This is a genomic window from Pseudomonadota bacterium (assembly GCA_039815145.1).
Taxonomy (GTDB): domain Bacteria; phylum Pseudomonadota; class Gammaproteobacteria; order Steroidobacterales; family JBCBZW01; genus JBCBZW01.
The window spans coordinates 73,023-97,564 of record JBCBZW010000006.1; the positions used below are offsets into that span (position 1 = coordinate 73,023).

The window sequence follows — 24,542 nt, forward strand, 5'->3', positions numbered from 1 at the left end:
GTCAGGATGGCGGAGGGGGTGGGATTCGAACCCACGAAGGGAATTACCCCTTGCTGGTTTTCAAGACCAGTGCATTCAACCGCTCTGCCACCCCTCCGGCGAGCGCCGAGCCGAGGGCGAATTGTCGCGACCCCCGCGCCGCAACGCAACCACCCAGGTCGCTGACCCGACGGAGATTTTCCCGCAACCCCAGTCCATCGACGCCCCCGCCGTCCCTCGCCCCAGCGCCGACCACGGCCGCACTCCGAGGCCATTTTCACCGGAATTACAGGTCACCCATAGCGGCGGAACATGGGCTCACGTGGTAATGTCCAACGGTAGGAACAATCTCACCGCTAGGAGGTGATCACCGATGGCCGAACTTCGGCACGCCACTTCAACGGCATCCATTCCGAGCGAGAGCGCGCTCGCCACGAACAAGGTGCTCCGCAACACCTATTGGCTGCTGGCAATGACACTGCTGTGCACGGCCGGCTGCGCCTACCTTGCCGCCAGCATTGGGGTTCCCTACTTCGGGCCCTGGGTCACGCTGATCGGCTACTTCGTGTTGCTGTTCGCCACCTCGAAGACGTCCGAGAGTCCGCTCGGCCTGGTCTTCATCTTCCTGCTAACGGGCTTCATGGGCTTCACCCTTGGGCCACTGCTAGGTGCCGTAGCGCGCGTACCCGGCGGCAGCGAGATGATCATGACCGCCTTCGGCATCACCGGCGTCTCGTTCCTCGGCCTAAGCGCCTATGCGATCACCTCCCGCCGGGACTTCAGCTTCATGCGTGGCTTCCTGACGGTGGGCATCCTGGGCGCCTTCCTGTTAGGTCTAGTCGCGATGATCTTCCACCTGAGCACCCTCTCGCTGGTGGTGTCCTCTGCCTTCCTGCTGCTCTCAGCGGGCCTGATCCTGTATCAGACCGGAGAGATCATCAACGGCGGCGAGCGCAACTACATCCTCGCGACGATCACGCTCTGGGTGTCGATCTACAACATGTTCATGTCCCTGCTGCACCTGCTGATGGCGTTCAGCGGCGAGGACTAGGTCTACGGCGGGCGCCTGACGAGCCCGCTCAGTAACGAAAGCGCCGGCGGAGAGGTCCGCCGGCGCTTTTTCTTTGTCAGTTCGGTTGCATCAGGTCTAGCCACCGACGCTCGCGCAGACCACTCGAACTCGCAGTTTCCAGTCGGGTGCGAAATCGCTTCGATTCTGCGCATTCACCAACCAGTGTGAACCGTCGAAGGCGGGCTCAAAGTAGGTCGCTCGGCCGTCGAGGATGGCGCTCGTCGGGTCCAGCACGGCCCAACCGGCGCCGAGGGCCTTCTTCCCTACTGGGCAATCAACCTGGAGCTGCTTGGTCACCGTAGAATCGAGCGCAGTCTCGCCGACTACCACCTCATAGCCCGCTACCCCGGGAGCGCCTGGCGCGCCGGGCGCACCGGCAGGGCCGGCCGGCCCCTCCGGCCCGGCGGGGCCCGTGCACCCGGCGACCAGTGCCCCTATCAGAACCAGCGTCACGCCAGCCGAACGATGCCTCATGTGCTTCCTCCAATACCTTTGATGAGGGGGAACGCACGGGTGTCCGGAAAAATGCGCCCCGAGCTCTACCTAGCGTCATCGCAGGCCGTTGAGCATCACGCTACCAGCGTGACTTTCTAGAATTCCAGGCGGTGATGGGCCGCTCTACGATTGCCGACGCAGCGAACCGCAGGTGCGCCCCCTCGGCCTCAACTGCCGAGCAGGTGCTCCGGGATAGCATCAAAGCCATCCACCACCGGATGCGCGGAGGTCACCTCAGCGGGCCCCTTGTCGTAGTCCTCCCGTCGACACAGGCGCACGGTAGCGAGCCCAATCTCCCGGGCCGCATCAAGCTCCGCTTCCACATCGGATAAGAACAGGCTCTCACCAGGCGTGAGCCCGGCCTGTCGGCAAATCTGCGTGTAGGACTCCGCCTCACCCTTGGCACCGACTCGCGTGTCGAAGTGACCGCTGAACAAGCCGCTTAGGTCACCGTAAATGCTGTGGCGAAAGAACAGCTCCTGAGCCTGCACTGACCCTGAGGAGTAAACGTACAGCTTGCGCCCCTCGCCATGCCAGCGACGCAGGCACTCGGCAGCATCCTCGTAGAGATGAGCACGGTAGGCACCCTCGCGGTAGCCCGACTCCCAGATCAACCCCTGCAGGGACTTCAGGGCCGTCACCTTGACGTCCTCCGCGATCCACGCCAGGAGCTGGCCGATCACGGCCTCCTGATCGCCGGATGACAACCCGGCGGTAGAGGCGGCATCCTCGAGGCAACGCCGCACGTCGGGGCGTTCCGCGTGCTCGCGGACGAAGGCGGGCAACGCAGCCGCCGCGAAGGGAAAGAGCACCTCCTTGACGAAGCTAAGGGAGCTCGTCGTGCCTTCCACATCGGTGATGATGTTGCGCAAGGCTCGTCCTCAGTTCTCGAGGCGATGGAAGCGATCGGCGATGTCGCTGCCGGTGAAGTGGGCGACCCAGCCTTCGGGGTTGTTGAACAGGCGCACGGCGACGAAGCTCGGACGCGGCCCCATGTCGAACCAATGGGGCGTATTCGCGGGCACGCTGATCAGCTCCCCGCGCTCACACAACACCTCGAACACCTCCTCGCCCAGGTGCAGCGTGAACAGGCCCTGCCCGTCCACGAAGAAGCGCACCTCATCTTCTGCGTGCGTGTGTTCGGCCAGGAACTTCTCTCGCATGACGGCGCGGTCCGGGTGCTCGGGGTGAATGCTCACCACGTCCACGCTCTGGTAGCCCTCGGCCGCAACTAGGCGATCGATCTGCGCACGGTACGCGGCGAGCACCGCATCGGGGTCGGCGCCCGCCGTGATCGACGTCTCCGTGTCCCATTGCTCCAGGCGTACTCCGCGCTCGCTCAGCAGCGCTTGGGCACGGGCGAAGTCCGTGGTGCGTTCGAGCGGGGTGTCGGCGTCCGAGTCGCTATAGCGGGCGAGCTCACACATATCAGGTTGCCTCAGTCGGTGAACAGCGTAGGTAGTCGAACAGATACTCGAGCGCCTCGAGGTGGCGCAAGCACGTGGGGAGATCCGGCGCCCAGGTGTAGAGGCCGTGGCCAGCGATCAAATAGGCAACGCCGATACCTGCCTCATCCATGTGGCGGTCGACGGCCTCGGCGAGGCGATCGATGCGTTGATCGTTGGCGAAGATCGGGATGTCCACGGCCACCTCGTGGGTGGTGATGCCCGTGAATGCCTTGAGGATTTCGAGTCCCTCGAAGCGCAGCGGCGAGCGATGGTGCATAGAGGCGACGGTCGCTCCTAGCGAATGGGTGTGGAGGACCGTGCCGATCTTCGGGTCGCGCCGATACAGCTGCGTGTGAAGACCGGTCTCGGCTGAGGGGCGACGGCCCTCGGGTGACTCACCCGCGAGGTCGACGCGCATGATGTCGTCGACCGTCAACTGGCCCTTGTGGCGACCCGAAGCGGTGATCGCGAGGTCGCCGTCGTCTAATCGGACGGAGAAGTTGCCGCTGGTCGCGGGGACCCAACCGCGCCCATCGATCGTGCGTCCGGCGGCGACGAGGGCCTCACTGGCTTGCGCGAGATTCATGGCTAGAGCATACCTCCGTTGCCCCGACGGGCAGCCCACCCCGATGCCGTGAGCGATCCCATCCGCAGTCCGCTTCCTTCTGCAGCCCGCATCATTGCTCTATGCTGAGCAGATCGGGGCGCGCCAGCCCCCCAGCCGCACGGAGTCCCCGAATGCCCCAGTTCCACATGGTCATCCTGACGGAAAGCCAGGCCGGCTCGGCCGAGGTGCTGGAGCACAGCGCCGGCTCACCGGTGCGCGAAGGCGGCGGCGATGAGACCTACCGCTGCGGCAGCTGCCGAACGAAGCTATTGGTCAACGTGCCCCATCACGACGCCCACGGCGTGATCATCCGCTGCGGCAAGTGCGGAAAGCTCAACGGCGAACCGCCGCACAGCCATCATCACCACCACTAGGACGCTACGCCACCGCAGGCAAGTGCTCCAGACCGCCCAGGTAGGGGCGTAGCACCTCAGGCACAACCACCGATCCGTCCGCCTGCTGGTAGTTCTCCAGCACGGCCACCAACGCCCGTCCGACGGCGACACCCGAGCCGTTCAAGGTGTGCACCAGCTCCGGCTTACCGCCCCCCGCGGGACGGAACCGCGCCTGCATGCGCCGCGCCTGGAAGTCGGTGCAGTTGCTGCAGGAGGAGATCTCCCGGTACTTGCCCTGGCTCGGCAGCCACACCTCCAGGTCGTAGGTCTTGGCGGCGGCGAAACCGATGTCGCCGGTGCACAGCGCCACCTTGCGGTAGGCGAGTCCCAGGCGCTTCAGCACTTCCTCCGCATGGGAGGTCAGCGCTTCGAGCGCCTCGTAGGAATCGTCGGGGTGCACCACGTGCACCAGCTCCACCTTGTCGAACTGATGCTGGCGGATCATGCCGCGCGTGTCGCGGCCGTAGCTGCCGGCCTCGGAGCGGAAGCTCGGCGTGTGTGCACACAGGCGGACGGGCAGCTCCGCCGCGTCGACGATGCGTTCTCGGTAGAGATTGGTGAGCGGCACCTCCGCCGTAGGGATCAGGAAGCGCTCGCCGCTGCCGCCTTCGAGCTGGAACAGATCCTCGGCAAACTTCGGCAGCTGTCCCGTGCCGAGCAGCGCCGGTGCCTCCACGATATAGGGCACGTAGGCTTCCCGGTAACCGTGCTCCGCCGTGTGCAGGTTCAGCATGAACTGCGCGAGGGCGCGGTGCAGGCTGGCCAGGGCACCGGACAGCACGACGTAGCGCGAGCCGGAGAGGGCCGCGGCACGATCGAAATCCATACCGCCCAGGGCCGCGCCCACGTCCACATGGTCGCGCGGCTCGAAATCGAGGGTCGGCGGCTCGCCGTAGCGAGACACCTCCACGTTCTCATCCTCGTCCTTGCCCTGCGGCACCGACTCATGGGTGGTGTTAGGTAAGCCGAGCTGCAAGCCGTCGAGCTCCTCGCGCAGGGTGCCGAGTTCAGTCTCGGCGGCGGAGAGCTGGTCGCCCAAGGACTCCACCTCGGCCAGCAAGGGCGCGATGTCCTCGCCCTGGGCCTTGGCCCTGCCGATGCCCTTGGAACGGCTGTTGCGCTCGGCACGCAGGCGATCCACCTCCACCTGGGCGGTCTTACGGCGCTCCTCGATGGCCGCGAAGGCCGCAGTGTCGAGGGTGAAGCCACGCTGGGCGAGATTAGCGGCGACCGCGTCGATGTCCTGACGCAAACGCTTGGGATCCAACATGTCGGGGGCTTCTCCTTAGAAGCGGGTTATCGTCATCTACCGCGCGCGGCGCTCACGGGCTCCACTGGCGAGCGAGGGCCAGGCCAGCGAAGGTGGCGGCCAAACACAGGGCCACGCTCACGCCCACGTTCGCCACCGAGCGTGTCCACTCACCCTGCTCCATCAGCGCCAAGGTCTCCAGGGAGAAGGCGGAGAAGGTGGTGAAGCCGCCGAGCACGCCGGTCATCAACAGCAAGCGCCCCTCGTTGGCGCGCTGCTCGTCGCCGAGCGCGGCAAGGGCCACGAAGGCGATGCCCATCGCGAAGCTGCCGATCACGTTCACGCTGAGCGTGCCCCAGGGGAACGCCCGCCCCAGCCACGCTTGCATCGCCAAGGTGGTGACGTAGCGGCCACTGGCCCCCAGGGCCCCGCCGAGGGCCACCAGTGCCAGCGCCTTCGGCGCGATCATGGCTTACGGCCTCGCCGTGAACGCAATTCGGCCAGGCGTTCGCTGATGCGAATCTCCAAGCCGCGAGGCACGGGATGATAGTAGCTACGGGGGGCCATGTCCTCAGGGAAATGCGTCTGCTCGAAGGCGACGCCCTCGGGCGTGTCGTGATCGTAGCGGTACCCCTTGCCATGCCCCTGCGCCTTGGCGAGGCGTGTGGGCGCGTTGCGCAGGTGATCTGGGACGGGCGCGCTGCCGTGGCGTTGCACGTCTTTGCGGGCCTGCCCGAAGGCCGTGTAGACGGCGTTGCTCTTCGCCGCGCAGGCCATGAACACCAGGGCCTGGGCCAGGGCGAGTTCGCCCTCGGGGGAGCCGAGGCGATCGTAGGCCGCCGCGGCGTCCAGGGTCATGGCCAGCGCGCGCGGATCCGCGTTGCCGATATCCTCGCTCGCGATGCGGACCAGGCGCCGGGCCAGGTAACGCGGATCGCAGCCCCCGTCCAACAGACGAGCAAACCAGTACAGGGCGGCGTCGGGATCGCTGCCGCGCACGGACTTGTGCAGGGCGGAGACGATGTCGTAGAAGGCATCACCGCCCTTGTCGAAGCGGCGTGTCCCCTCGGTCAGGACCACTTCCAGCACGTTGTCGTCGAGGGCTCGACCTTGCGCCAGTGCCACCTGAACCGCCACCTCCAGCACGCCGAGGGCCCGCCGCGCGTCGCCGTCGGCGTAGCGCGCGATCTGGGCCAGGGCGCCGTCGGCGGCCTCGACCCCGCTGTCGCCGAGGCCGCGCGATGGCGTGGTCAGGGCGCGGGCCAGCAGGCTCTCCAGGGCCTCGCCGTCGAGGGACTTCAGCACGTACACGCGCGCCCGCGAGAGCAAGGCGTTGTTCAGTTCGAAGGCGGGATTCTCAGTGGTGGCGCCGACGAACACGACGGTGCCGTCTTCCACGTAGGGCAGGAAGGCATCCTGCTGCGACTTGTTGAAGCGATGCACCTCGTCCAGGAACAGGATCGTCGGTTGCGTCGCACGGCGGGCCTCGTCCATCGCCGCGCGGATGTCCTTGACCCCCGCCATCACCGCCGAGAGGGCAACGAAGCGCGCGTTCGCCTGATCGGCGAGCAATCTCGCCAGCGTCGTCTTGCCGGTGCCCGGTGGCCCCCAGAGGATGCAGGAGTGCAGATAGCCACCGCTCAGCATCGCCTGCAGTGGGCGCCCCTCGGCCAGCAGGTGGCCCTGGCCGGTCACTTCGCTCAAGGCGCGCGGGCGCATGCGCTCGGCCAATGGCGCGCGGGCGGGGTCGGGAGGAATCGTGCTCATAGCACGCGATTTTCAATCCATCGGCACCACCCGCCAAGCCCCATGGCCCCGGCGGCAACCCCGAGCCCGACGCCCAGAGCGTTGGCGAGGACATCGCCGACATCGACCGACCGTGTGGGCAACAGCGCTTGCACCCCCTCCAGAGCGATCCCGAGCGCGATGAGCGCGCCGGCCACGAGTAGGGAGCCAGGCGTGCGAAAAACCCCTGAGAACCATAGGGCCAGGGCGCCGTACGCGAGCAGATGGGCGAACTTGTCCGAGTGCTCCACACTCGAAAGCGGTTCCGAGCTCGGACGCACGCTCAAGAACACCACCAGCAGCACGAGGGCGATGCCACCGGTCAGCCAGGCGCGTGCCCAGCGCAGGGGTCTCACGAGTCGGCGTCGTCGCTCTGGTCGATGACGTCCGCGCCCTTGGGCGGCTCGAAGCGAAAGCGCTTGGCGGGCAAACGCCCTCCACGCTTCACCTGACTGAAGTCGATGCGTGTGAGCTGATCGAGGCGATCCACCGCTTCCATGCGCTCGAGTTCGCCCTCGCGAAAGCGCAGGGCCAGGTATTCGAAGTCACCAGATCCACCGCCCTGAGGCTCCAGGCGAATCGCCAGCACGCCGGGATCGGGACCGGGCTGGGTGTTGGTGATGACGAAGTCGTCGCGGTAATCCTCGTCGCTGATCAGCAGGCTCGCGGGCGTGTCCGCCACCGTGTTCGCCAGGGAACGCACGGTCACCTGCTCGAGGTCCGGATCGTGGATCCACAGCTTCTCGCCATCAGCCACCATCAGCTGGGGAAAGGGATCGCGATACTCCCAGCGAAAGCGGCCAGGCCGGCGCAGCCACATCTCGCCGCTCGATTCACTGAGCAGCTGGCCGTCAGCGTCGTAGAGCGACTGCACGAAGCGTGCGCGCACGGTGCTGAGATCCGACAGGTACGCCTCCAACACGGCGGCGCCTTCGGCCAGTTCATCCGCACTCGTCCCTGCGTGCAGGGGGGCGGCGAGTAGCGCCAAGCAAGCCAGCCCGATGGCGGCGATGGGACGAAGCAGCAAGGTCACCGAGAAGACTCCTTAGGGGGCGGTGGGGCGAGCACTTCGCGCCCGCCGTTCGATTCCAGGGGACCGACGATGCCGGCCACCTCCATGGCTTCGACCAGGCGCGCGGCACGGTTGTAGCCGATCTTCAGACGCCGCTGGACGCCGGAGATCGAGGCCTTGCGCGTCTCCGTGACGATGGCCACCGCCTCGTCGTAGAGCGCGTCCTGCTCGGGGTCGTCGTTGGCCGCGGGCTCCTCGCCGGAAATCCCCGGCAGCGGCTGCGACGGCCCCTCGAGCACCTCGTCGATGTAGTCCGGCGTGCCGGACTGCACCAGGTATTCGACCACAGCGTGGACTTCGTGATCGTCAACAAATGCGCCGTGCACGCGCTCGGGCAGCGCCGTGCCCGGCGGCAGATACAACATGTCACCGTGGCCGAGGAGCGATTCGGCGCCCATCTGGTCGAGGATCGTGCGCGAGTCGACGCGAGCGGACACCTGGAACGCGATGCGGGTGGGGATGTTGGCTTTGATCAGGCCCGTGATCACGTCCACGGACGGGCGCTGGGTAGCCAGGATCAGGTGGATTCCGGACGCGCGTGCCTTCTGCGCCAGGCGAGCGATCAGCTCCTCCACCTTCTTGCCGACGATCATCATCATGTCGGCCAGCTCGTCGATCACCACCACGATGCTCGGCAGGGGCTGCAGCGCCGGCGCTTCGTCCGGTCCTTCCGCCAGGGGATCGGGTTGGTGCAGGGGATCGAGGATCGGCTCACCGGCTGCCTCCGCCTCGCGCACCTTGCGGTTGAAGCCCGCGAGATTACGCACACCTAAGGCGGACATCAGGCGGTAGCGACGCTCCATCTCCGCCACGCACCAGCGCAGGGCGTTGGCCGCCTCCTTCATGTCCGTCACGACCGGCGCGAGCAGATGAGGGATCCCCTCGTACACGGAGAGTTCCAGCATCTTCGGGTCGACCATGATCAGGCGCACCTGCTCGGGCGTGGCCTTGTACAGCAGACTCAACACCATGGCGTTAATGCCCACACTCTTACCGGAGCCGGTGGTACCGGCGATCAGCAGGTGCGGCATGCGGCCGAGGTCCGCCACCACCGGCGCCCCGGACACACTCTTGCCTAACGCCAGGGTGAGCGGCGAATTCATGCCCTCGTAGGCATCGCTGCTCAGGATCTCACCTAGGGTGACGAGCTCTCGCTGCTCGTTGGGTATCTCCAGACCCACCACCGACTTGCCGGGGATCACTTCCAGCACGCGCACGCTGATCACCGAGAGGGAGCGCGCCAGGTCCTTGGCGAGGGCTGTGATTCGCGCGGCCTTGAGCCCCGGCGCCAGACTCAGCTCGAAGCGCGTGACCACGGGCCCCGGCGCCACCGACACCACCTCGACGGCGATGCCGAAGTCGGCCAGCTTGAGCTCGACCAGGCGCGACAGCGCTTCCAGCGATTCGTCCGAGTACTGCTCTTTTTTCTCGGGCGCGGCCTCGAGCAGATTCAGCGGCGGCAAGCTGCCGGCCTGAACGTTTTCGAACAGCGGCCGTTGGCGCTCGCGCTCATTCCGCTCCGACGGCTTGGGCTTCGGCAGGCTGGGCTCGATACGCGGCGCCTGGCGCTTCTCCTGGCGCTTGGTTTCGGCCTTGAGCGCCTTCACCCGCTCCTGGCGCACCTTGCGCTGCTCGGCCCGCTCGCGCATGTCGCTTAAGGCGCCGCGCACGTGGTCGACGACGTAGAGGCAGCCGTAGCCCACCCCATCCACCACGGCGATCCAGGAGATACCCGTGAACAGCGACACCGCCGTGAGCCACAGGGCGAGCAGCAGTACCGTCGCCCCGAGAAAACTGAGCCCCGACGCCAAGGTGCCGCCGATCACGTTGCCCACCACGCCGCCGGCGCTGCTGGGCATCCCATCACCGGAGAAGTGCAGGGCCGCCAGGGCCGCGCTGGTGAACATGGTGAGGAAGAAGCCGCTCACGCGCAGGGCCACCACGCCGCGCTCCGGTCGCGCATCGGCAGGGCGCGGGCGGATGATGCGCCAGCCCGCGTAGAAGATCATGATGGGGAACAGGTAGGCGGGCGTGCCGAAGAGCATGAAGAGCACGTCGGAGATGACCGCGCCGACAGGACCGACGGCGTTGGAGACGGGCCCCGAATCACCGGAGTAGGTGAACCCGGGGTCGTGCGTATCGTACGTGGCGAGCGCGATGATCAGCAGCCCGCCGAGGGCCGCCAGTACCCAAAGGGCGCCTTCGCGCAACGCTCTGAACACGGTCACCATCAAAAATCGTCCCTGAATCTTCAGTGCTGGTCTAAAAGAACAGCATAACAGCCTGATGCAAAACCCACATACTGGGATCCGTGCAGTGTGGCCGCGCGAGCGACCGGCGGCATTCGTGTCGATGGCGGGTGGTAGCCTACCGCGTCGCAGCAACGGCGATCTTGAATCCCGTCGCGCATGACGCAATTTGGTCCCTTTGCCCGATGGGCTACCTGGCCAGCAACGCGCTGGAAAGGTACGGTCCCCACGGCCCAAACGCACTGAGCAAGACGAACATCATGGAACCGATCAAGCACGCACGCCTCATCATCCTCGGCTCCGGCCCTGCCGGCTACGCCGCGGCAGTCTATGCTGCCCGCGCCAACCTGAACCCCGTGTTAATCACCGGCGCCGAGCAAGGTGGCCAGCTGATGACCACGACGGACGTGGACAACTGGCCCGGCGACGTCGAAGGCCTGCAAGGGCCGGCCTTGATGGAGCGCATGCGCCAGCACGCCGAGCGCTTCGAGACGCAGATCGTCCTCGATCACATCGACGAGGTGGATTTCTCCGTGCGCCCCTTCCGCCTCACCAGCGGCCAGGGCGTCTACACCTGCGATGCGCTGATCATCTCCACCGGCGCCTCGGCGCGCTACCTCGGGCTCGAGTCGGAGGAGAAGTTCAAGGGCATGGGCGTCTCCGCCTGCGCCACCTGCGACGGCTTCTTCTACCGCGATCGCGACGTGGCCGTGGTCGGCGGCGGCAACACGGCGGTGGAGGAAGCGCTGTACCTCTCGAATATCGCCGGCAGCGTCACCCTGGTCCACCGCCGCGACAAGCTGCGGGCGGAGAAGATCCTCCAGGACAAGCTCATGCGCCGCGCTGAAGAGGGCAAAGTTCGCCTCGTCTGGAATCACGTCGTCGACGAAGTACTAGGTGATGAGCAAGGCGTCACCGGCCTTCGGATCCGCGATGTTCATGAGGAAAAGACCCGGGACATCGAGGTGGCGGGCGCCTTCATCGCCATCGGTCATACGCCGAACACGGGAATCTTCGAGGGGCAGCTCGACATGCGCGGCGGCTACATCACGGTGAAATCCGGCATCGACGGCGATGCCACCGCCACCAGCGTGCCGGGCGTGTTTGCCGCCGGCGATGTGGCTGACCACGTCTACCGTCAAGCGATCACCTCCGCAGGTTCCGGCTGCATGGCGGCGCTCGATGCGGAGCGCTACCTGGATCATCTGGCAGGAGAAACGTAACCCTTGTCCGCCATCGAGCCCGATACATCGCCACCGGCGCCTTCCGCGCCGGCACCCTACTGCCTCAGCTTCGCCAGCAGCATGGAAGAGATCGGGCCCGAGGTCTGGGCCACTCTGGACACGGGCGATCAGCCCTTCGTCTCCTACCCTTTTCTGCACGCCCTGGAGGCCTCGGGCACCGTGGGCGAGGCGACCGGCTGGGTGCCGCACCACGCGGTGCTACGCGAGCCAGGCGCGGGCAACCGCGTGCTGGCGGTGGTGCCCACCTACCTCAAGTACCACTCCTGGGGTGAGTTCGTCTTCGACTGGGCCTGGGCCGACGCCTACCGGCGCTACGGCCGCGAGTACTACCCCAAGCTCCTGACCGCGATCCCCTTCACGCCGGTGACGGGGCCGCGGCTGCTCCTCAGCAAGACGGCGGCCGATGCCTTCGCCAACCCCGAGGAGCTGCGCCAAGGCCTGCTCCTCACGCTCGGCGATGCGATCCGCGAACTTGGCGTGTCGTCCTTCCACCTGCTGTTTCCGGCGGACGCTGATCGCGCCGCGCTCGAGAGCGCCGGCTACCTGCTGCGCAAGGACTGCCAGTTTCAATGGCGTAACCGTGACTACGCCGACTTCAACGATTTCTTAGGCACCTTCTCTTCGGCCAAGCGAAAGAAGGTCAAGCGTGAGCGGCGCCGGGTGGAAGAGGAAGGCATCCGCTTCGATTGGTGCCGCGGCGATACCCTCGATAAGCGCACCTGGGAGCAGGTCTACGACTTCTACGCGTCCACCTTTTTGAAGCGCGGCCATGACCCCTACTTCCCGCCCAGCCTGTTCCCCCTGCTGGCCGAGCGCTTGGGCGATCAGCTGCAGGTGTGCCTGGCCCGTCGCGACGGTGAACCCGTAGCGGCGGCGATCTTCTTCCGCGACGCCAAGACCCTCTACGGCCGCTACTGGGGCTGCGCCGGCGACTACCATTCGCTGCACTTCGAGACCTGCTACTACCAGGGCATCGACTACTGCATCGCCGAGGGCATCGAACGCTTCGAGCCCGGCACCCAGGGTGAGCACAAGCTGAGCCGTGGCTTCGAGCCCACGGCCACCTGGTCCGGCCACATGATCGGCGAGCCGGCGTTCGCCAACGCCATCGCCTCCTACCTCGAGAGCGAGCGCAGCGGCGTCGATCGCTACATGGACTCCGCCGACGAACACCTCCCCTTCCGCCGCGTGCAGGGCGATCAGGACGCCGTGCGATGACCCGCGCCGCGAAGCTGCACTGGATCGGGCCGGAGGATCCACCGGATGCCTTCCCCCACCCGAACGATGCCCTCGACTCGCCGGAAGGCTTGCTCGCGGCCGGCGGCGATCTCTCGCCCGAGCGCCTGCTCGCGGCCTACGCCGCGGGCGTGTTTCCCTGGTTCGAGGGGCAACCGATCCTGTGGTGGTCGCCGGATCCGCGCGCGGTGCTGCGTCTCGATGAGCTCAAGGTGTCGCGCAGCCTGGCCAAGCGCGAGCGCAATGGCGCCTACACCACCACCTTCGACCAAGCCTTCGCCGAGGTGATGCAAGGCTGCGCGGCCCCGCGAGGCACCTGCGCGGACACCTGGATCACCAGCGATATGTTCCGGGCGTACTGCCGCTTGCACGACCTCGGCCACGCCCACTCGGTGGAGACCTGGCACGAGGGCGAACTGGTGGGCGGACTGTACGGCGTCGCGCTCGGCGGGGTGTTTTTCGGCGAGTCTATGTTCAGCCGCGCATCGGACGCGTCGAAGGTTGCCCTAGTGCGTCTGGTACGACAGCTACAGGCGCGGGACTACCAGTTCATCGATTGCCAGCTACCCTCCTCGCACCTGCAAAGCCTTGGCAGCCGTAGTATTTCTCGCTCTACCTTCCTGCGCTGGCTTGAGGAAGCGCGCGCGTGCACCCATATCCCGGTCGAGTCCTGGCGCAGCTGGGGCACTGAGTCGCCGCCGAGCGGCGACTGATCCGTTTGCAAAGGGCACGGCCTTCGGCAAGAATGCCGTCCCGCCACATACCCAGAACGACGAGGCACATGGCGAAAGAAGACGCAATTCAGATGCAGGGCAAAGTACTCGAGACCCTGCCTAATACCTACTTTCGGGTGGAGCTCGAGAACGGCCACGTGGTGACCGCTCATATCTCGGGCAAGATGCGCAAGCACTACATCCGCATTCTCACCGGCGACACGGTAACGGTAGAACTCACTCCGTACGACCTGTCCAAGGGTCGCATCGTTTACCGCGCTCGCTGACCGCCGACGGCGCTAGAGCGCCGCGGCGGCTTCCAGAACCTACCCCTCAGGTCACCGGAGACAGCGTCTCGCCTTCGCGAGTGCTGATCGACAGCTCGTCGTCGTCCACCGTGACCACGGCGACACCGCCGTCCGCCAGACGCCCGAAGAGCAGCTCGTCGGCGAGGGGCCGCTTGATCTTGTCCTGGATCAGGCGGGCCATGGGGCGGGCCCCCATCTTCTCGTCGTAGCCGTGCTCGCCGAGCCAGGCCTTGGCGTCCGCGTCGACCTCCAGGCTCACGCCCTTGTCCTCCAGCTGCGTCTCGAGCTCGAGGAGCAGCTTGTCCACCACGCGCACCACCACCTGCGGCGGCAGCGCAGCGAACTGGATGATGGCGTCGAGGCGGTTGCGGAACTCCGGCGTGAACTGCTTGCGGATGATCTCCATGCCGTCGGTGGTGTGATCCTGCTGGGTGAAGCCGATCGACGAGCGACTCATCTCGGCAGCCCCAGCGTTGGTGGTCATCACGATGATCACGTGGCGGAAGTCGGCCTTACGCCCGTTGTTGTCCGTGAGCGTGCCGTGGTCCATCACCTGCAGCAGGAGGTTGAACACATCCGGGTGGGCCTTCTCGATCTCATCGAGCAGGAGCACGCTGTGCGGGTGCTTGTTGATCGCTTCGGTAAGTAGACCGCCCTGGTCGTAGCCGACGTAGCCCGGCGGCGCACCGATCAGGCGCGACACGGTGTGTCGTTCCATATACTCCGACATGTCGAAGCGCACCAGCTCCACCCCGAGGCTCATCGCGAGCTGGCGGGTGACCTCCGTCTTACCCACCCCGGTGGGGCCGGCAAACAGGAAGGAGCCGACGGGCTTGTTCTCATCGCCGAGCCCGGAGCGGGACATCTTGATCGCTGAGGACAGGGTGGCGATGGCCGGATCCTGGCCGAAGATCACCAGTTTCAGATCACGCTCGAGTGTGCGCAGCTGATCCCGATCGGAGGCGGACACGCTCTTGGCGGGAATCCGCGCGACCTTGGCCACGATGGTCTCGATGTCCTGCACGGTCACCTGAGTGGCCCGCGACTCTGGCGGCTGCAGGCGGACGTTGGCGCCCGCCTCGTCGATCACGTCGATGGCCTTGTCCGGCAGGTGGCGATCGTTGATGTGCTTAGCGGCAAGTTCGGCCGCGGCCTTCAGCGCCTCGAAGTCGTAGGTCACCGAGTGGTGCTCCTCGAAGCGCGACTGCAGGCCGACCAGGATCTCGACGGTCTCGTCGATGCTCGGCTCGGGCACATCGATCTTCTGGAAGCGCCGCGCGAGGGCGTGGTCCTTCTCGAAGATGGCGCGGTACTCGTTGTAGGTGGTGGAACCAATACAGCGCAGCTCACCGTTGGCGAGCACGGGCTTGATCAGGTTCGACGCGTCCATCACCCCGCCCGAAGCTGCTCCGGCGCCGATAAGCGTGTGGATCTCGTCGATGAAGAGCACGGCCCCGGGGATGCGCTTGAGCTCGGAGAGCACACCCTTGAGGCGCTTCTCGAAGTCACCGCGGTACTTCGTGCCGGCGATCAGCGAGCCAAGGTCCAGGGCGTAGATGGTGCAGTCGCTGAGCACGTCGGGCACGTTGCCCTCGATGATCTTGCGCGCTAGGCCCTCGGCGATGGCGGTCTTGCCCACGCCCGCCTCGCCCACGTAGAGGGGGTTGTTCTTGCGCCGGCGACACAGGATCTGCACCGTGCGCTCGATCTCCAGCGAACGGCCGATCAGCGGATCGATCCGGCCCTCGTCCGCGCGCTGATTGAGATTGACGGCGTACTTCTCGAGGGGACTGCGGTTCGCCTCCCCGTCCTTCTCCGACTCGCCCGACTCGGCGGCCGGTCGATCGCTCTCATCGTCGATCTTCGAGATGCCGTGAGAGATGAAGTTCACCACGTCCAGACGCTTCACATCCTGAGCATTCAGCAGGTGGATCGCCTGAGATTTCTTTTCGCCGAAGATGGCCACCAGCACATTGGCGGGCCCCACCTCGGCCTTGCCACTCGACTGCACGTGGAACACCGCCCGCTGCAGAACGCGCTGGAAGCCGAGGGTCGGCTGCACCTCCTGATCCCGTTCGGTGCCTGCCACGGGCGTCGACTCGTCGATGAACTCCGTCAGCTGACGCTTGAGCTCCAGCACGTCGGCTCGGCAAGCGTGGAGGATCTCCTCCACTTCCGGCACATCCAGCAACGCCAGCAACAGATGCTCGACGGTAATGAATTCGTGGCCCTTCTCCCGCGCGCGGCGGAAGCCCTCGTTGATCGTGAACTCGAGTTCTCGGCTGAGCACTCAGCTCTCCTCCATCGTGCAGAGCAGCGGATGCTGGTGTTCGCGTGAGTACGCATTCACCTGCGCGACCTTGGTCTCCGCTATCTCGTAGGTGTAGACGCCGCACACACCGCGACCGCGGGTGTGGACTTCCAGCATGATCCTGGTGGCCTTGCTTCTATCCATCGAGAAAATCCGCTGCAGCACATCGACCACGAACTCCATCGGCGTGTAGTCATCATTCAGCAGCACGACACGGAACAGCGGTGGCTGTTTCGTCTCTGGCTCTTGCTCCTGCGCGAGAACGCCGGAGTCATCGTCTGTTGCCGGATTTTCCGGAAGCTCACTCATACTGGATCGCACCCGCGGGCGGCCGCCGCGGGGTAGGGTCGGCCGCGAGGGCCGGCGTGGGACGAGATACTCATCGCAATCCTTTATAGGGTCAGTGCGAGCGCGAAACAAGGTGATATGGAAGCGTGGAGCAACCCAATTCGCCGAACGCGGCGTTTACCCTGACACACGCGACTTGCGACACGGGCAAAAGCGCGCTTTAGGGCTATATTTCCCAACAAGAATGAGGTGCCGAGAGTGACACTGGTCCACAGTCCGGGCACCTCGGTGCTTGTGGGCAAGTGGTCGTGGCGCATAAAATTTTGGGCTGCGTCAGCCGACCGTGGGCGGGCCTGTTACACACACAAGAACCTCTGGGGCCCCCTCAGGTCTGACGGAACGCCATGAACATCGCACCTGCCATCGACCGCCTGCGCCAAACCCCGCCTGATCAGCTGTTGCTGCAGGCATCCAAGGTGTTGCCGCCCTGGGTGGCCCTGGTACTGGCCGTGGCCGTGGCTTGGAACCTCGGCCAGATCGCGTGGTTGCTGGTGCCCCAGCCAGACCTCGGGCCGGTCGCGGCGCCGCCGGCCGCCAGCGCGGGAACGTCGATCAGCGCGGGGCCTGGGGGGCGGGAATCGGCCGCCGGCATCGTGAGCGCCCACCTCTTCGGCGAGTTCAACCCCGATGCAGCCCCGATTCCGCAGCAGCAGGACCTCACCCCGGACGATGACCTGCAGGAAGACCGCAGCCTCAAGCTCCTCGGTGTACTGGCGGACAACAGCGGCCGAGCCGGTCAGGCGGTGATCGTCAATTCGCGCAACAGCGCCTCGGTCTACCGGGTGGGTGACCAGGTGGAAGGCGAGCAGGCCAAGGTGGACGGGGTGTACTCCCAGTGGGTGCGCATCAACAAGAATGGCCAGCTCACCAAGCTGTCCCTGCCCGAGATCGCCGACCTCGCCGCCAGCCCGGCGCCGACGCGCCGACGCAGCGCCGTGCGTCGCACGCCGTCGCGGGCCCGGGCGCAAAATGACTCCGTGCAGAGCCTGGTGGACCAGGTGGCCGCGGGCCAGGTGAAGCTCAGCGACCTGCTGCGGCCCCAGCCCGTGTTCGATAGCGGCGAGCTCAAGGGCTACCGCGTCTACCCCGGCAAGGACCGTCAGGCTTTTGCCCGTCTCGGCCTGCGGCCCGGTGACCTGGTGACCCAGATCAACGGCGCCGCGCTGGACAACCCCAACCGGGGCTTTGAGATCTTCAAGCAGCTCGAGGGTCAGGTGCCGATCGCCGTGACCGTCGAGCGCAACGGCAGCACCGAGACCATCGTGCTGGATCCGGGCCAAGCGTCCCTCAGCGGGGGCTGAGTCCCATGCACCAGTCGACACGTCCCTTTCACGTCAGCGGAATCCTTCACTACATGAGTCAGCAACACTCCCCCGACGGCACCCACGCTCGTCCCTCATCGCAGGCGACGCGGTCCGGTTGGGCACTCGCGATCTTCCTCTTGCTCGTGAGCCCGGGCGCTGACGTCTTCTCGCAAACGGATGACCAGTACTTCACGCCCAACTTCGTGGGCGTCGACGTGCAGGACGTGATCAAGATCGTGGCCAACGAGACGGGCCGCAGCTTCATCGTGGATGCGCGCGTGAAGGGCCCCGTGACCTTCTTCGGCGCACCGATGCCAAGCGATGCCCTCTACGAGGCCTTCCTCGCCATGCTGCAGGTGAACGGCTTCGTCGCCATCCCCTCGGGCAACGTCATCAAGGTGCTGCCGGACACCAACGCCCGCCAGCTGCCGAGCACGGACCTGCCAACCACCCTGAGCGATCGCTCCGATGAAATCGTCACCCATGTGATCCGGGTCAACAACGTGGGCGCCGCCCAGCTGGTGCCGATCCTGCGCCCGCTCGTGCCCCAGTACGGCCATCTGGCGGCCCACCCCGCCTCCAACATGCTGATCATCTCCGATCGCGAGGCCAACGTTTACCGCCTCTCGCGCATCATCCAGCGCATCGACCGCGACTCGGACGAGGAGATCGAGGTCATCACCCTCGAGCACGCCACGGCGGGCGACCTGGTGCGCGTCCTGACCGCCCTGAACCAGGCCGGCGCGCGCGCCGCCGACGGCTCCTCGCAGCCGGTCAGCCTGATCGCGGACGAGCGCACCAACAGCATCCTCGTCTCCGGCGAGCGCACGGAGCGCCTGCGCTACCGCACCCTCATCGCCCACCTCGACACGCCCCTGGAGCAGGGGGGCAACACGCAGGTGGTCTACCTGCAGTACGCGGACGCCGAGGAGCTCGCGGGCCGCCTGACCGAGCAGGTTAACCAGCAGCAACAGCAAAACCGCACCGGCGGCGGTGGCCAGGCTCAGGCCGGCGGCGGCGGTGGCGGCAGCCCGGCCCAGCGCGGCGGGGTCATCATCTGGGCCGATGCGGCCACCAACGCACTGGTCATCACGGCGCCGCCCAAGGTCATGCGTTCCCTGCAGGCGGTGATCGATCAGCTGGACATCCGCCGCGCCCAGGTGGTGCTCGACGCCATCATCGTCGACGTCTCCGCCGATCGCTCCGCCGAACTGGGGGTGACCTGGATCACCGATGCGACGAGCACCGCCGCATCGGCCGGTGCCACCAACTTCCGCTCGAGCGGCAACAGCATCGTGGACGTGGCCGGCGCCGTGGCGGCGGCGGACGGCGGCGTGCCCGCCGAGGCAGCCGGACTCGTGCAGGACGGCCTGACCTTCGGCCTTGGTCGTATCCGTGAGGGCGGTACCAGCTTCGCGGCCCTCCTCACGGCCCTCGAGGGCGACGCCCGCACCAACATCCTCTCCTACCCCACGATCACCACCCTCGACAACGAGGAGGCGGAACTGAGCGTGGGCCAGCAGGTGCCGTTCCTCACCGGCTCCTTCAGCAACACCGGGGCCAACACCGGCGCGGTAAACCCGTTCCAGACCATTCAACGCCAGGACGTGGGCCTGACCCTGAAGGTCACCCCGCAGATCAACCGCGGTGATGCGGTGATCCTCGACATCGAACTCGAGGTTTCGAGCCTGAGCCAGGGTTCCGCCGGCGCCGTGGACCTCATCACCAACCGCCGCACGATCACACAGAAGGTCATCGTGGAGGACGGGGGCGTGGTGGTGATGGGCGGTCTGATCGACGAGTCCCTCACCGAGAGCGAACAGCGCGTGCCCGTGCTGGGGCGCGTGCCGCTGCTCAAGAATCTGTTCCGCGCCCGGACGGCGGACCGGAACAAGCGTAATCTGATGGTGTTCGTGCAGCCGCGGATCCTGCGAGACGGGGAAGCGGCGGCGCTGGCGACCAACGAGAAGTACACCCAGGTGCGCAGCCAGACGGTCTACGATCGCAAGGGTGGCTTGCTCGGCGGTGAGGCCCCGCCGACGATTCCATCGCTGATCGATCTGCGCTCGCGCGGCATCAGCGGCGCCGTCAACGACGCGGCGGCCGAGGTGCCGAACCCGTCGGGTAACCCCTGAGCACAGGCTGAGCGCCCGCCCGCGGGCGCCTGCGATGGCGACGGGCAGGACGCCTCGTCGCCGAACAGTTTTGCGAGGTCTTTGAACTGCCATGGCTGTCAATCCGAACGAACTGCCCGACGACGGCGCACCGCTGCCGCAGGACGATCCGGCAGCGAGCACGGGATCGGGCGAACACCGCTACCTGCCCTTCCCCTTCGCCAAGCGCCACGGGGTGCTGATCAGCGCCTACGAGGACGGAAAGGCTCACCTGTACTGCCGCGAAGGCGTGAGCCTCAGCAGCCTGGCCGAAGCACGACGCTTCGCCGGCGTACCCCTGGTGCCCACCCGGGTGAGCTCCGAGCGCTTCGACCAACTCCTGCGCGAGGCCTACGAGAGCGGCTCGAACAACGCCATGCAGATGGTGGAGGGCCTGAACGACGAGACGGACCTCAACCTCGTCGCCGATTCCCTGCCTGAACCGTCGGACCTGCTCGAGAGCGACGACGACGCGCCGATCATCAAGCTGATCAACGCCGTGCTCACCGAGGCGGTGAAAGAAAACGCCTCGGATATCCACATCGAGCCCTTCGAGAACCGCCTCGTCGTGCGCTTCCGAGTGGACGGCGTGATGCGCGAGGTGTTGCAGTCCAAGCGCGCGGTGGCGACGCTGGTGGTCTCGCGCATCAAGGTGATGGCACGACTGGACATCGCGGAGAAGCGCCTGCCCCAGGACGGTCGCATCGGGGTGCGCATCGCGGGTCGGGCGGTGGACGTTCGCGTCTCCACCCTGCCCTGCGGCCATGGCGAGCGCGTGGTGATGCGTCTGCTGGACAAGCAGGCAGGACGCCTCGACCTGCCGGCCCTCGGCATGGAGACGGCCACCATGGAGTACATGGATGAGCTGATCCACAAGCCCCACGGCATCATCCTGGTCACCGGGCCCACCGGGTCCGGTAAAACCACCACGCTGTACGCGTCGTTGACCCGCATCAACGACGACAGCCGCAACATCATGACCGTGGAAGATCCCATCGAGTACTACCTCGATGGCATCGGCCAGACCCAGGTCAACACCAAGGTGGACATGACCTTCGCCCGCGGCCTGCGCGCGATCCTGCGCCAGGACCCTGACGTGGTGATGGTCGGTGAGATCCGCGACAAGGAAACGGCGGAGATCGCCGTACAGTCGTCGCTCACCGGACACCTGGTGCTCTCCACCCTGCATACGAACACGGCGGTCGGCGCCGTCACGCGACTGCACGACATCGGCATCGAGCCCTTCCTGCTATCCTCCAGCCTCATCGGTGTGCTGGCCCAGCGCCTGGTGCGCGTGCTGTGCCCGGAGTGCAAGGAACCCTACTCGCCGGATCCGCGCGAGCGCGAACTGCTGAACCTCAGCGAGGACGATCCCGCTACGATCTACCGTCCCGTCGGCTGCCCCGCCTGCAAGCACAGCGGTTACACCGGTCGTTCGGGTATCTACGAGCTGCTGTTGGTGGATGAGCACATGCGCACACTGATCCACAACGGCGCCAGCGAGCAGGAAGTCGAGAAGCACGCCCGCACGCGCACGATCAGCATTCGTGACGATGGCCGACGCCTGGTGCTAAAGGGCCTCACCACCTTGGAAGAGGTGTTGCGGGTCACTCGCGAGGATTAAGCACCGGTGGGAGCTTTCGAATACGTCGCCGTCGACGCCAACGGCAAGAACCGCAAGGGCGTCCTAGAGGGCGACACCCCACGCCAGGTGCGCCAGCTCCTGCGCGACCGCGCCCTGCTGCCGGTCAAGGTCACGGAGATCGCGGAGAAGGCCGGCAAGGCGAGTTCGGGCGGCGGCAGCAAGCGGGCCGGCTCGATGGGAGCGATGGATCTCGCGCTCATGACCCGGCAGCTGGCTACGCTGAGTCGCTCGGGCCTGCCGCTCGAAGAAGCCCTGCAAGCGGTCGGAGAGCAAGCCGAGAAACCTGGAGTTACCTCAGTGACCCTCGGCGTGCGCTCGCGGGTTGTTGAGGGACATACGCTGGCCGACGGCCTGCGTGATTTCCCACGAGCATTCCCGGAAATCTACATCGCGACGGTAGCCGCAGGTGAGTCTTCCGGTCACCTAGACGGCGTGCTGGAACGCTTGGCGGACTACACCGAGAGCCGGCATGCGCTGCAACAAAGCGTCCAGCAAGCGATGATCTACCCGATCATCCTTATTGCGCTCTCTCTGATGATCGTCACTGGCCTACTTACCTATGTGGTACCGCAGGTCGTCGGTGTATTCGACAACATGTCGCAGGAGCTCCCGCTGCTCACCCGAGTTCTGATCGGCCTCAGTGATTTCATGCGAGAGAACCTCGTCGTCATCGGAGTGCTGCTCGTGGTGGGGGGCTTGGGTGCGCGATGGCTGCTCCAGAAGGAAGGCCCCAAGCGCGTCTTCCACCGTATGCAACTGAAGGCTCCGGTATTCGGTCGAATGGTGCGGGGAGCCAACTCCGCCCGTTTCACCCGCACGCTCAGCATCCTTGCCGGTAGCGGTGTGCCAGTGCTGGATGCGCTTCGCATCTCCGGTGAGGTGATCACCAACGTGCCGATGCGCGAGGCCGTGGCGGAAGCGTCCTCCCGCGTTCGCGAGGGGGCGCCGATCGGCGCGTCCCTCGCGAGTAGCCGTCTGTTTCCGCCCATGACGATCCACCTCATCAAGAGCGGCGAGGCAAGCGGTGAGCTAGAGGATATGCTCGACCGCGCGGCCGGCAATCAGGAGCGTGAAATGGAGTCGATCATTGCAACGCTCCTCGGCATCATGCAGCCGCTGTTGGTGCTGGTGATGGGCGGCGTCGTGCTCATCATCGTGATCGCCATCCTCCTACCGATCTTCGAACTCAACAACCTGGTCGGGTAGGCGTCGTCTAGGCGCCACAGATTCTCCCAAAGCACCGCATAGGTCTTCAACGCGTACTGGCTCGCGATCCACGTGCCGCCTTCCTACCGCGCGCCGAAACTGTGATCCAGGTCTACGTCTGCACACCAGTCGCCCCCGTACAAGTGGCACTTCGTAGGGGCCGGCCGGCGCCGTAATAAAGTCACTATCGCACCGGCCGCAGACTCGTGGTATATCGACACTCGAACGCATCGTATGTGCGTCGGGGTCTCGCTACACGAGGGAGAGCCATGGTGCAGAAGGACAACGACGATTCGGATGACTTCGAGGTAGAAGCGAGCGATGACTTTACGGACACGGATCTGTTCGATCCCGAGTCCATCGCCGCGGAACTCGAGTCGCTACAAGAGGAAGCACCGAAGAAGCGTACGGCCAGCTCAGCGCGCGCCGCGATCGAGGAGATGATCGAGCGCAAACGCCTGCGCAGCGCCATCAAAGAGTTCGACGATGACGACTTCGACATGAGCGCGCTCTAAGGCACCCGCTCAGCGAATTCCCGCGGGTAGCCGATACCGAGCGGCTGCCCCAGACACGCTTTCCCTTTGGCGGCTACCGTCCCGGTAGTCCCTCACCCACGCCGCTCACTGGCGAAAGCCATCGACACCGCCTACGCTGCTCGACAGGGCCACTGTCGGAGCCGCCCATGGAACTCCTCCCCACCCCGTGTTTGCTACTCGAGCCCGCCGTACTCGAGCGCAACATCGATGTGATGGCGCGCCGCGTGCGCACCCTGGGTGTGCAGCTACGCGCCCACATGAAGACCAGCAAATGCGCCCAGGTGATGGCGCGCTTGCCAGCATCGGCGAGCGCAGCGCTGCCTGGGCCTATCGCCGTGTCGACTCTGCGCGAGGCGGAATACCTGTTCGATGCCGACGCGCACGACATTCTCCACGCCCTGCCCCTGAGTAGGGCCAAGCTCCCCCGGGCCCGCGCCCTCGCCGCGCGAGGCGCTCGCCTGAGCGTGCTCGTCGACACGCCCCAGGCGCTGCGCCAGCTCATCGAGTCCGCTCCCACGAGCGAGCACGAAGGCCCCCTACGCGTGTTGTTCGAGATCGACAGCGACGGCTACCGAGGCGGCCTCTCCCCCGACGCCGACGCGCTGCTGGAGTGTGCCTCACTCCTGCGCGACGCCCCGGCCGCCAGCGTGCGCCTCGGCGGGGTGTACGGCTACGCGGGACGCACCTACGCCGCGCGCGACGCGGCCGAGGGCACCCGGATCGTCGAGCAATGCCGCCTCGCGACGGTGCGCGCTGCCGAGCGACTTCGTTCGGCGGGGCACACGGTGGAATCGGTCTGTCTGGGCGGCAGCCCGGTGGCCGTCTTCGCAGAACACCTGGCCGGTGTCGACGAGCTGTGCGCCGGCGTGTGGATGTTCAACGACCTGTTCCAGCACGGGCTGGGCGTCTGCGCCATCGAGGACATCGCCGTCAGCGTGCTGGCCACCGTGGTCAGCGCGAACACCTCCACCAATACGGTGTTCATCGACGCCGGCGCCCTCGCCCTCTCCCAAGACCGCTCCACGGAAAAGCAGACTCGCGACACCGCCTACGGTCTCCTCGCGGACGCGGCCACAGGTCGATTGCTGCCCGACTATCGGGTGGCCGCGGTGAGCCAGGAGCACGGACACGTGAAGGGGCCGGACGTGGTGGCACGCCTGCCGGTGGGCACACAGGTGCGCGTGTTG

At 66.2% G+C, this 24,542-nt stretch carries 24 protein-coding genes and 1 tRNA gene; 12 read left to right on the plus strand and 13 right to left on the minus strand.

Annotated features, from left to right (window positions below; genetic code table 11):
- Positions 1–7 precede the first annotated feature (7 nt).
- Positions 8–97, minus strand: a tRNA-Ser gene (locus AAF184_03370).
- A gap of 255 nt (positions 98–352) precedes the next feature.
- Between AAF184_03370 and AAF184_03375 the strand changes: the two genes are divergently transcribed.
- Entirely contained in the window at positions 353–1,030 is a 678-nt protein-coding gene (locus AAF184_03375; protein MEO0421349.1) for a Bax inhibitor-1/YccA family protein, read from the plus strand.
- Positions 1,031–1,126: 96 nt separating this feature from the next.
- On the opposite strand, the gene AAF184_03380 is transcribed toward AAF184_03375, so the two are convergent.
- The 4 genes from AAF184_03380 to AAF184_03395 all read right to left on the minus strand — a co-directional run bounded on the left by AAF184_03380 (position 1,127) and on the right by AAF184_03395 (position 3,580).
- On the minus strand, positions 1,127–1,525 hold the full coding sequence (locus tag AAF184_03380) for a hypothetical protein (protein MEO0421350.1): 399 nt from the start codon (positions 1,523–1,525) through the stop codon (positions 1,127–1,129).
- A gap of 188 nt (positions 1,526–1,713) precedes the next feature.
- On the minus strand, positions 1,714–2,418 hold the full coding sequence (mtnC, locus tag AAF184_03385) for an acireductone synthase (GenBank protein ID MEO0421351.1): 705 nt from the start codon (positions 2,416–2,418) through the stop codon (positions 1,714–1,716).
- Positions 2,419–2,427: 9 nt separating this feature from the next.
- The gene (locus AAF184_03390) at positions 2,428–2,973 is read right to left on the minus strand and encodes a cupin domain-containing protein (GenBank protein MEO0421352.1); all 546 of its coding nucleotides are present in this window, start codon (positions 2,971–2,973) and stop codon (positions 2,428–2,430) included.
- Position 2,974: 1 nt separating this feature from the next.
- A complete protein-coding gene (locus AAF184_03395) occupies positions 2,975–3,580 on the minus strand; it encodes a methylthioribulose 1-phosphate dehydratase (protein MEO0421353.1) in 606 nt (201 codons plus the stop codon).
- A 152-nt stretch (positions 3,581–3,732) separates the two neighbouring features.
- Here AAF184_03395 and AAF184_03400 point away from each other — a divergent pair, with 152 nt between their 5' ends.
- Complete coding sequence (locus AAF184_03400; protein MEO0421354.1) at positions 3,733–3,975, plus strand: hypothetical protein; 243 nt, start codon at positions 3,733–3,735, stop codon at positions 3,973–3,975.
- Between the two features lie 4 nt (positions 3,976–3,979).
- On the opposite strand, the gene serS is transcribed toward AAF184_03400, so the two are convergent.
- Genes serS through AAF184_03430 form a run of 6 tightly spaced genes read right to left on the minus strand, consistent with a single transcriptional unit; the run spans position 3,980 to position 10,324 of the window.
- A complete protein-coding gene (gene serS / locus AAF184_03405; GenBank protein ID MEO0421355.1) occupies positions 3,980–5,266 on the minus strand; it encodes a serine--tRNA ligase in 1,287 nt (428 codons plus the stop codon).
- A gap of 52 nt (positions 5,267–5,318) precedes the next feature.
- Positions 5,319–5,714 (minus strand): fluoride efflux transporter CrcB, encoded by a 396-nt coding sequence (gene crcB / locus AAF184_03410; protein MEO0421356.1) that lies wholly within the window; start codon positions 5,712–5,714, stop codon positions 5,319–5,321.
- The gene (locus tag AAF184_03415; protein ID MEO0421357.1) at positions 5,711–7,012 is read right to left on the minus strand and encodes a replication-associated recombination protein A; all 1,302 of its coding nucleotides are present in this window, start codon (positions 7,010–7,012) and stop codon (positions 5,711–5,713) included. The genes crcB and AAF184_03415 overlap by 4 nt, the downstream gene beginning before the upstream one ends.
- Positions 7,009–7,386 (minus strand): VanZ family protein, encoded by a 378-nt coding sequence (locus tag AAF184_03420; GenBank protein ID MEO0421358.1) that lies wholly within the window; start codon positions 7,384–7,386, stop codon positions 7,009–7,011. The genes AAF184_03415 and AAF184_03420 overlap by 4 nt, the downstream gene beginning before the upstream one ends.
- Entirely contained in the window at positions 7,383–8,063 is a 681-nt protein-coding gene (lolA, locus tag AAF184_03425) for an outer membrane lipoprotein chaperone LolA (protein MEO0421359.1), read from the minus strand. Before lolA ends, AAF184_03420 begins: the two co-directional genes overlap by 4 nt.
- On the minus strand, positions 8,060–10,324 hold the full coding sequence (locus tag AAF184_03430; protein MEO0421360.1) for a DNA translocase FtsK 4TM domain-containing protein: 2,265 nt from the start codon (positions 10,322–10,324) through the stop codon (positions 8,060–8,062). The genes lolA and AAF184_03430 overlap by 4 nt, the downstream gene beginning before the upstream one ends.
- Before the next feature lie 287 nt (positions 10,325–10,611).
- Here AAF184_03430 and trxB point away from each other — a divergent pair, with 287 nt between their 5' ends.
- The 4 genes from trxB to infA all read left to right on the plus strand — a co-directional run bounded on the left by trxB (position 10,612) and on the right by infA (position 13,831).
- Positions 10,612–11,574 (plus strand): thioredoxin-disulfide reductase, encoded by a 963-nt coding sequence (gene trxB / locus AAF184_03435; protein ID MEO0421361.1) that lies wholly within the window; start codon positions 10,612–10,614, stop codon positions 11,572–11,574.
- A 3-nt stretch (positions 11,575–11,577) separates the two neighbouring features.
- Entirely contained in the window at positions 11,578–12,813 is a 1,236-nt protein-coding gene (locus tag AAF184_03440; protein ID MEO0421362.1) for a GNAT family N-acetyltransferase, read from the plus strand.
- Positions 12,810–13,544, plus strand: coding sequence for a leucyl/phenylalanyl-tRNA--protein transferase (aat, locus tag AAF184_03445; protein ID MEO0421363.1), 735 nt, complete (start codon positions 12,810–12,812; stop codon positions 13,542–13,544). The genes AAF184_03440 and aat overlap by 4 nt, the downstream gene beginning before the upstream one ends.
- A gap of 68 nt (positions 13,545–13,612) precedes the next feature.
- Positions 13,613–13,831, plus strand: coding sequence for a translation initiation factor IF-1 (gene infA, locus AAF184_03450; GenBank protein ID MEO0421364.1), 219 nt, complete (start codon positions 13,613–13,615; stop codon positions 13,829–13,831).
- A gap of 46 nt (positions 13,832–13,877) precedes the next feature.
- On the opposite strand, the gene clpA is transcribed toward infA, so the two are convergent.
- Both clpA and clpS read right to left on the minus strand, forming a co-directional pair.
- Positions 13,878–16,142, minus strand: coding sequence for an ATP-dependent Clp protease ATP-binding subunit ClpA (gene clpA, locus AAF184_03455; protein MEO0421365.1), 2,265 nt, complete (start codon positions 16,140–16,142; stop codon positions 13,878–13,880).
- A complete protein-coding gene (gene clpS, locus AAF184_03460; protein MEO0421366.1) occupies positions 16,143–16,472 on the minus strand; it encodes an ATP-dependent Clp protease adapter ClpS in 330 nt (109 codons plus the stop codon).
- A 383-nt stretch (positions 16,473–16,855) separates the two neighbouring features.
- Between clpS and gspC the strand changes: the two genes are divergently transcribed.
- The 6 genes from gspC to AAF184_03490 form a co-directional block, all read left to right on the plus strand.
- Positions 16,856–17,812, plus strand: coding sequence for a type II secretion system protein GspC (gspC, locus tag AAF184_03465; protein MEO0421367.1), 957 nt, complete (start codon positions 16,856–16,858; stop codon positions 17,810–17,812).
- Between the two features lie 53 nt (positions 17,813–17,865).
- Positions 17,866–19,950 carry a type II secretion system secretin GspD gene (gene gspD, locus AAF184_03470; protein ID MEO0421368.1) on the plus strand — a complete coding sequence of 695 codons (2,085 nt, stop codon included), beginning with the start codon at positions 17,866–17,868 and terminating at the stop codon, positions 19,948–19,950.
- 91 nt (positions 19,951–20,041) lie between these two features.
- Entirely contained in the window at positions 20,042–21,592 is a 1,551-nt protein-coding gene (gspE, locus tag AAF184_03475; GenBank protein ID MEO0421369.1) for a type II secretion system ATPase GspE, read from the plus strand.
- A gap of 6 nt (positions 21,593–21,598) precedes the next feature.
- Complete coding sequence (gspF, locus tag AAF184_03480; protein MEO0421370.1) at positions 21,599–22,819, plus strand: type II secretion system inner membrane protein GspF; 1,221 nt, start codon at positions 21,599–21,601, stop codon at positions 22,817–22,819.
- Between the two features lie 269 nt (positions 22,820–23,088).
- Positions 23,089–23,334, plus strand: coding sequence for a hypothetical protein (locus AAF184_03485; GenBank protein MEO0421371.1), 246 nt, complete (start codon positions 23,089–23,091; stop codon positions 23,332–23,334).
- Between the two features lie 167 nt (positions 23,335–23,501).
- Positions 23,502–24,542 (plus strand): alanine racemase (locus AAF184_03490; protein MEO0421372.1); only part of this gene is annotated, 1,041 nt, incomplete at its 3' end.

What these genes read in the sequence shown, in the direction of transcription:
- gspE (MEO0421369.1), top strand. Translation starts at nt 20,042, where the DNA reads ATGGCTGTCAATCCGAACGAACTGCCCGACGACGGCGCACCGCTGCCG.
- clpS (MEO0421366.1), bottom strand. Translation starts at nt 16,472, where the DNA reads ATGAGTGAGCTTCCGGAAAATCCGGCAACAGACGATGACTCCGGCGTT.
- AAF184_03390 (MEO0421352.1), bottom strand. Translation starts at nt 2,973, where the DNA reads ATGTGTGAGCTCGCCCGCTATAGCGACTCGGACGCCGACACCCCGCTC.
- gspC (MEO0421367.1), top strand. Translation starts at nt 16,856, where the DNA reads ATGAACATCGCACCTGCCATCGACCGCCTGCGCCAAACCCCGCCTGAT.
- infA (MEO0421364.1), top strand. Translation starts at nt 13,613, where the DNA reads ATGGCGAAAGAAGACGCAATTCAGATGCAGGGCAAAGTACTCGAGACC.
- trxB (MEO0421361.1), top strand. Translation starts at nt 10,612, where the DNA reads ATGGAACCGATCAAGCACGCACGCCTCATCATCCTCGGCTCCGGCCCT.
- AAF184_03485 (MEO0421371.1), top strand. Translation starts at nt 23,089, where the DNA reads ATGGTGCAGAAGGACAACGACGATTCGGATGACTTCGAGGTAGAAGCG.
- AAF184_03380 (MEO0421350.1), bottom strand. Translation starts at nt 1,525, where the DNA reads ATGAGGCATCGTTCGGCTGGCGTGACGCTGGTTCTGATAGGGGCACTG.
- gspD (MEO0421368.1), top strand. Translation starts at nt 17,866, where the DNA reads ATGAGTCAGCAACACTCCCCCGACGGCACCCACGCTCGTCCCTCATCG.
- aat (MEO0421363.1), top strand. Translation starts at nt 12,810, where the DNA reads ATGACCCGCGCCGCGAAGCTGCACTGGATCGGGCCGGAGGATCCACCG.
- AAF184_03375 (MEO0421349.1), top strand. Translation starts at nt 353, where the DNA reads ATGGCCGAACTTCGGCACGCCACTTCAACGGCATCCATTCCGAGCGAG.
- AAF184_03395 (MEO0421353.1), bottom strand. Translation starts at nt 3,580, where the DNA reads ATGAATCTCGCGCAAGCCAGTGAGGCCCTCGTCGCCGCCGGACGCACG.
- AAF184_03400 (MEO0421354.1), top strand. Translation starts at nt 3,733, where the DNA reads ATGCCCCAGTTCCACATGGTCATCCTGACGGAAAGCCAGGCCGGCTCG.
- AAF184_03415 (MEO0421357.1), bottom strand. Translation starts at nt 7,012, where the DNA reads ATGAGCACGATTCCTCCCGACCCCGCCCGCGCGCCATTGGCCGAGCGC.
- serS (MEO0421355.1), bottom strand. Translation starts at nt 5,266, where the DNA reads ATGTTGGATCCCAAGCGTTTGCGTCAGGACATCGACGCGGTCGCCGCT.
- crcB (MEO0421356.1), bottom strand. Translation starts at nt 5,714, where the DNA reads ATGATCGCGCCGAAGGCGCTGGCACTGGTGGCCCTCGGCGGGGCCCTG.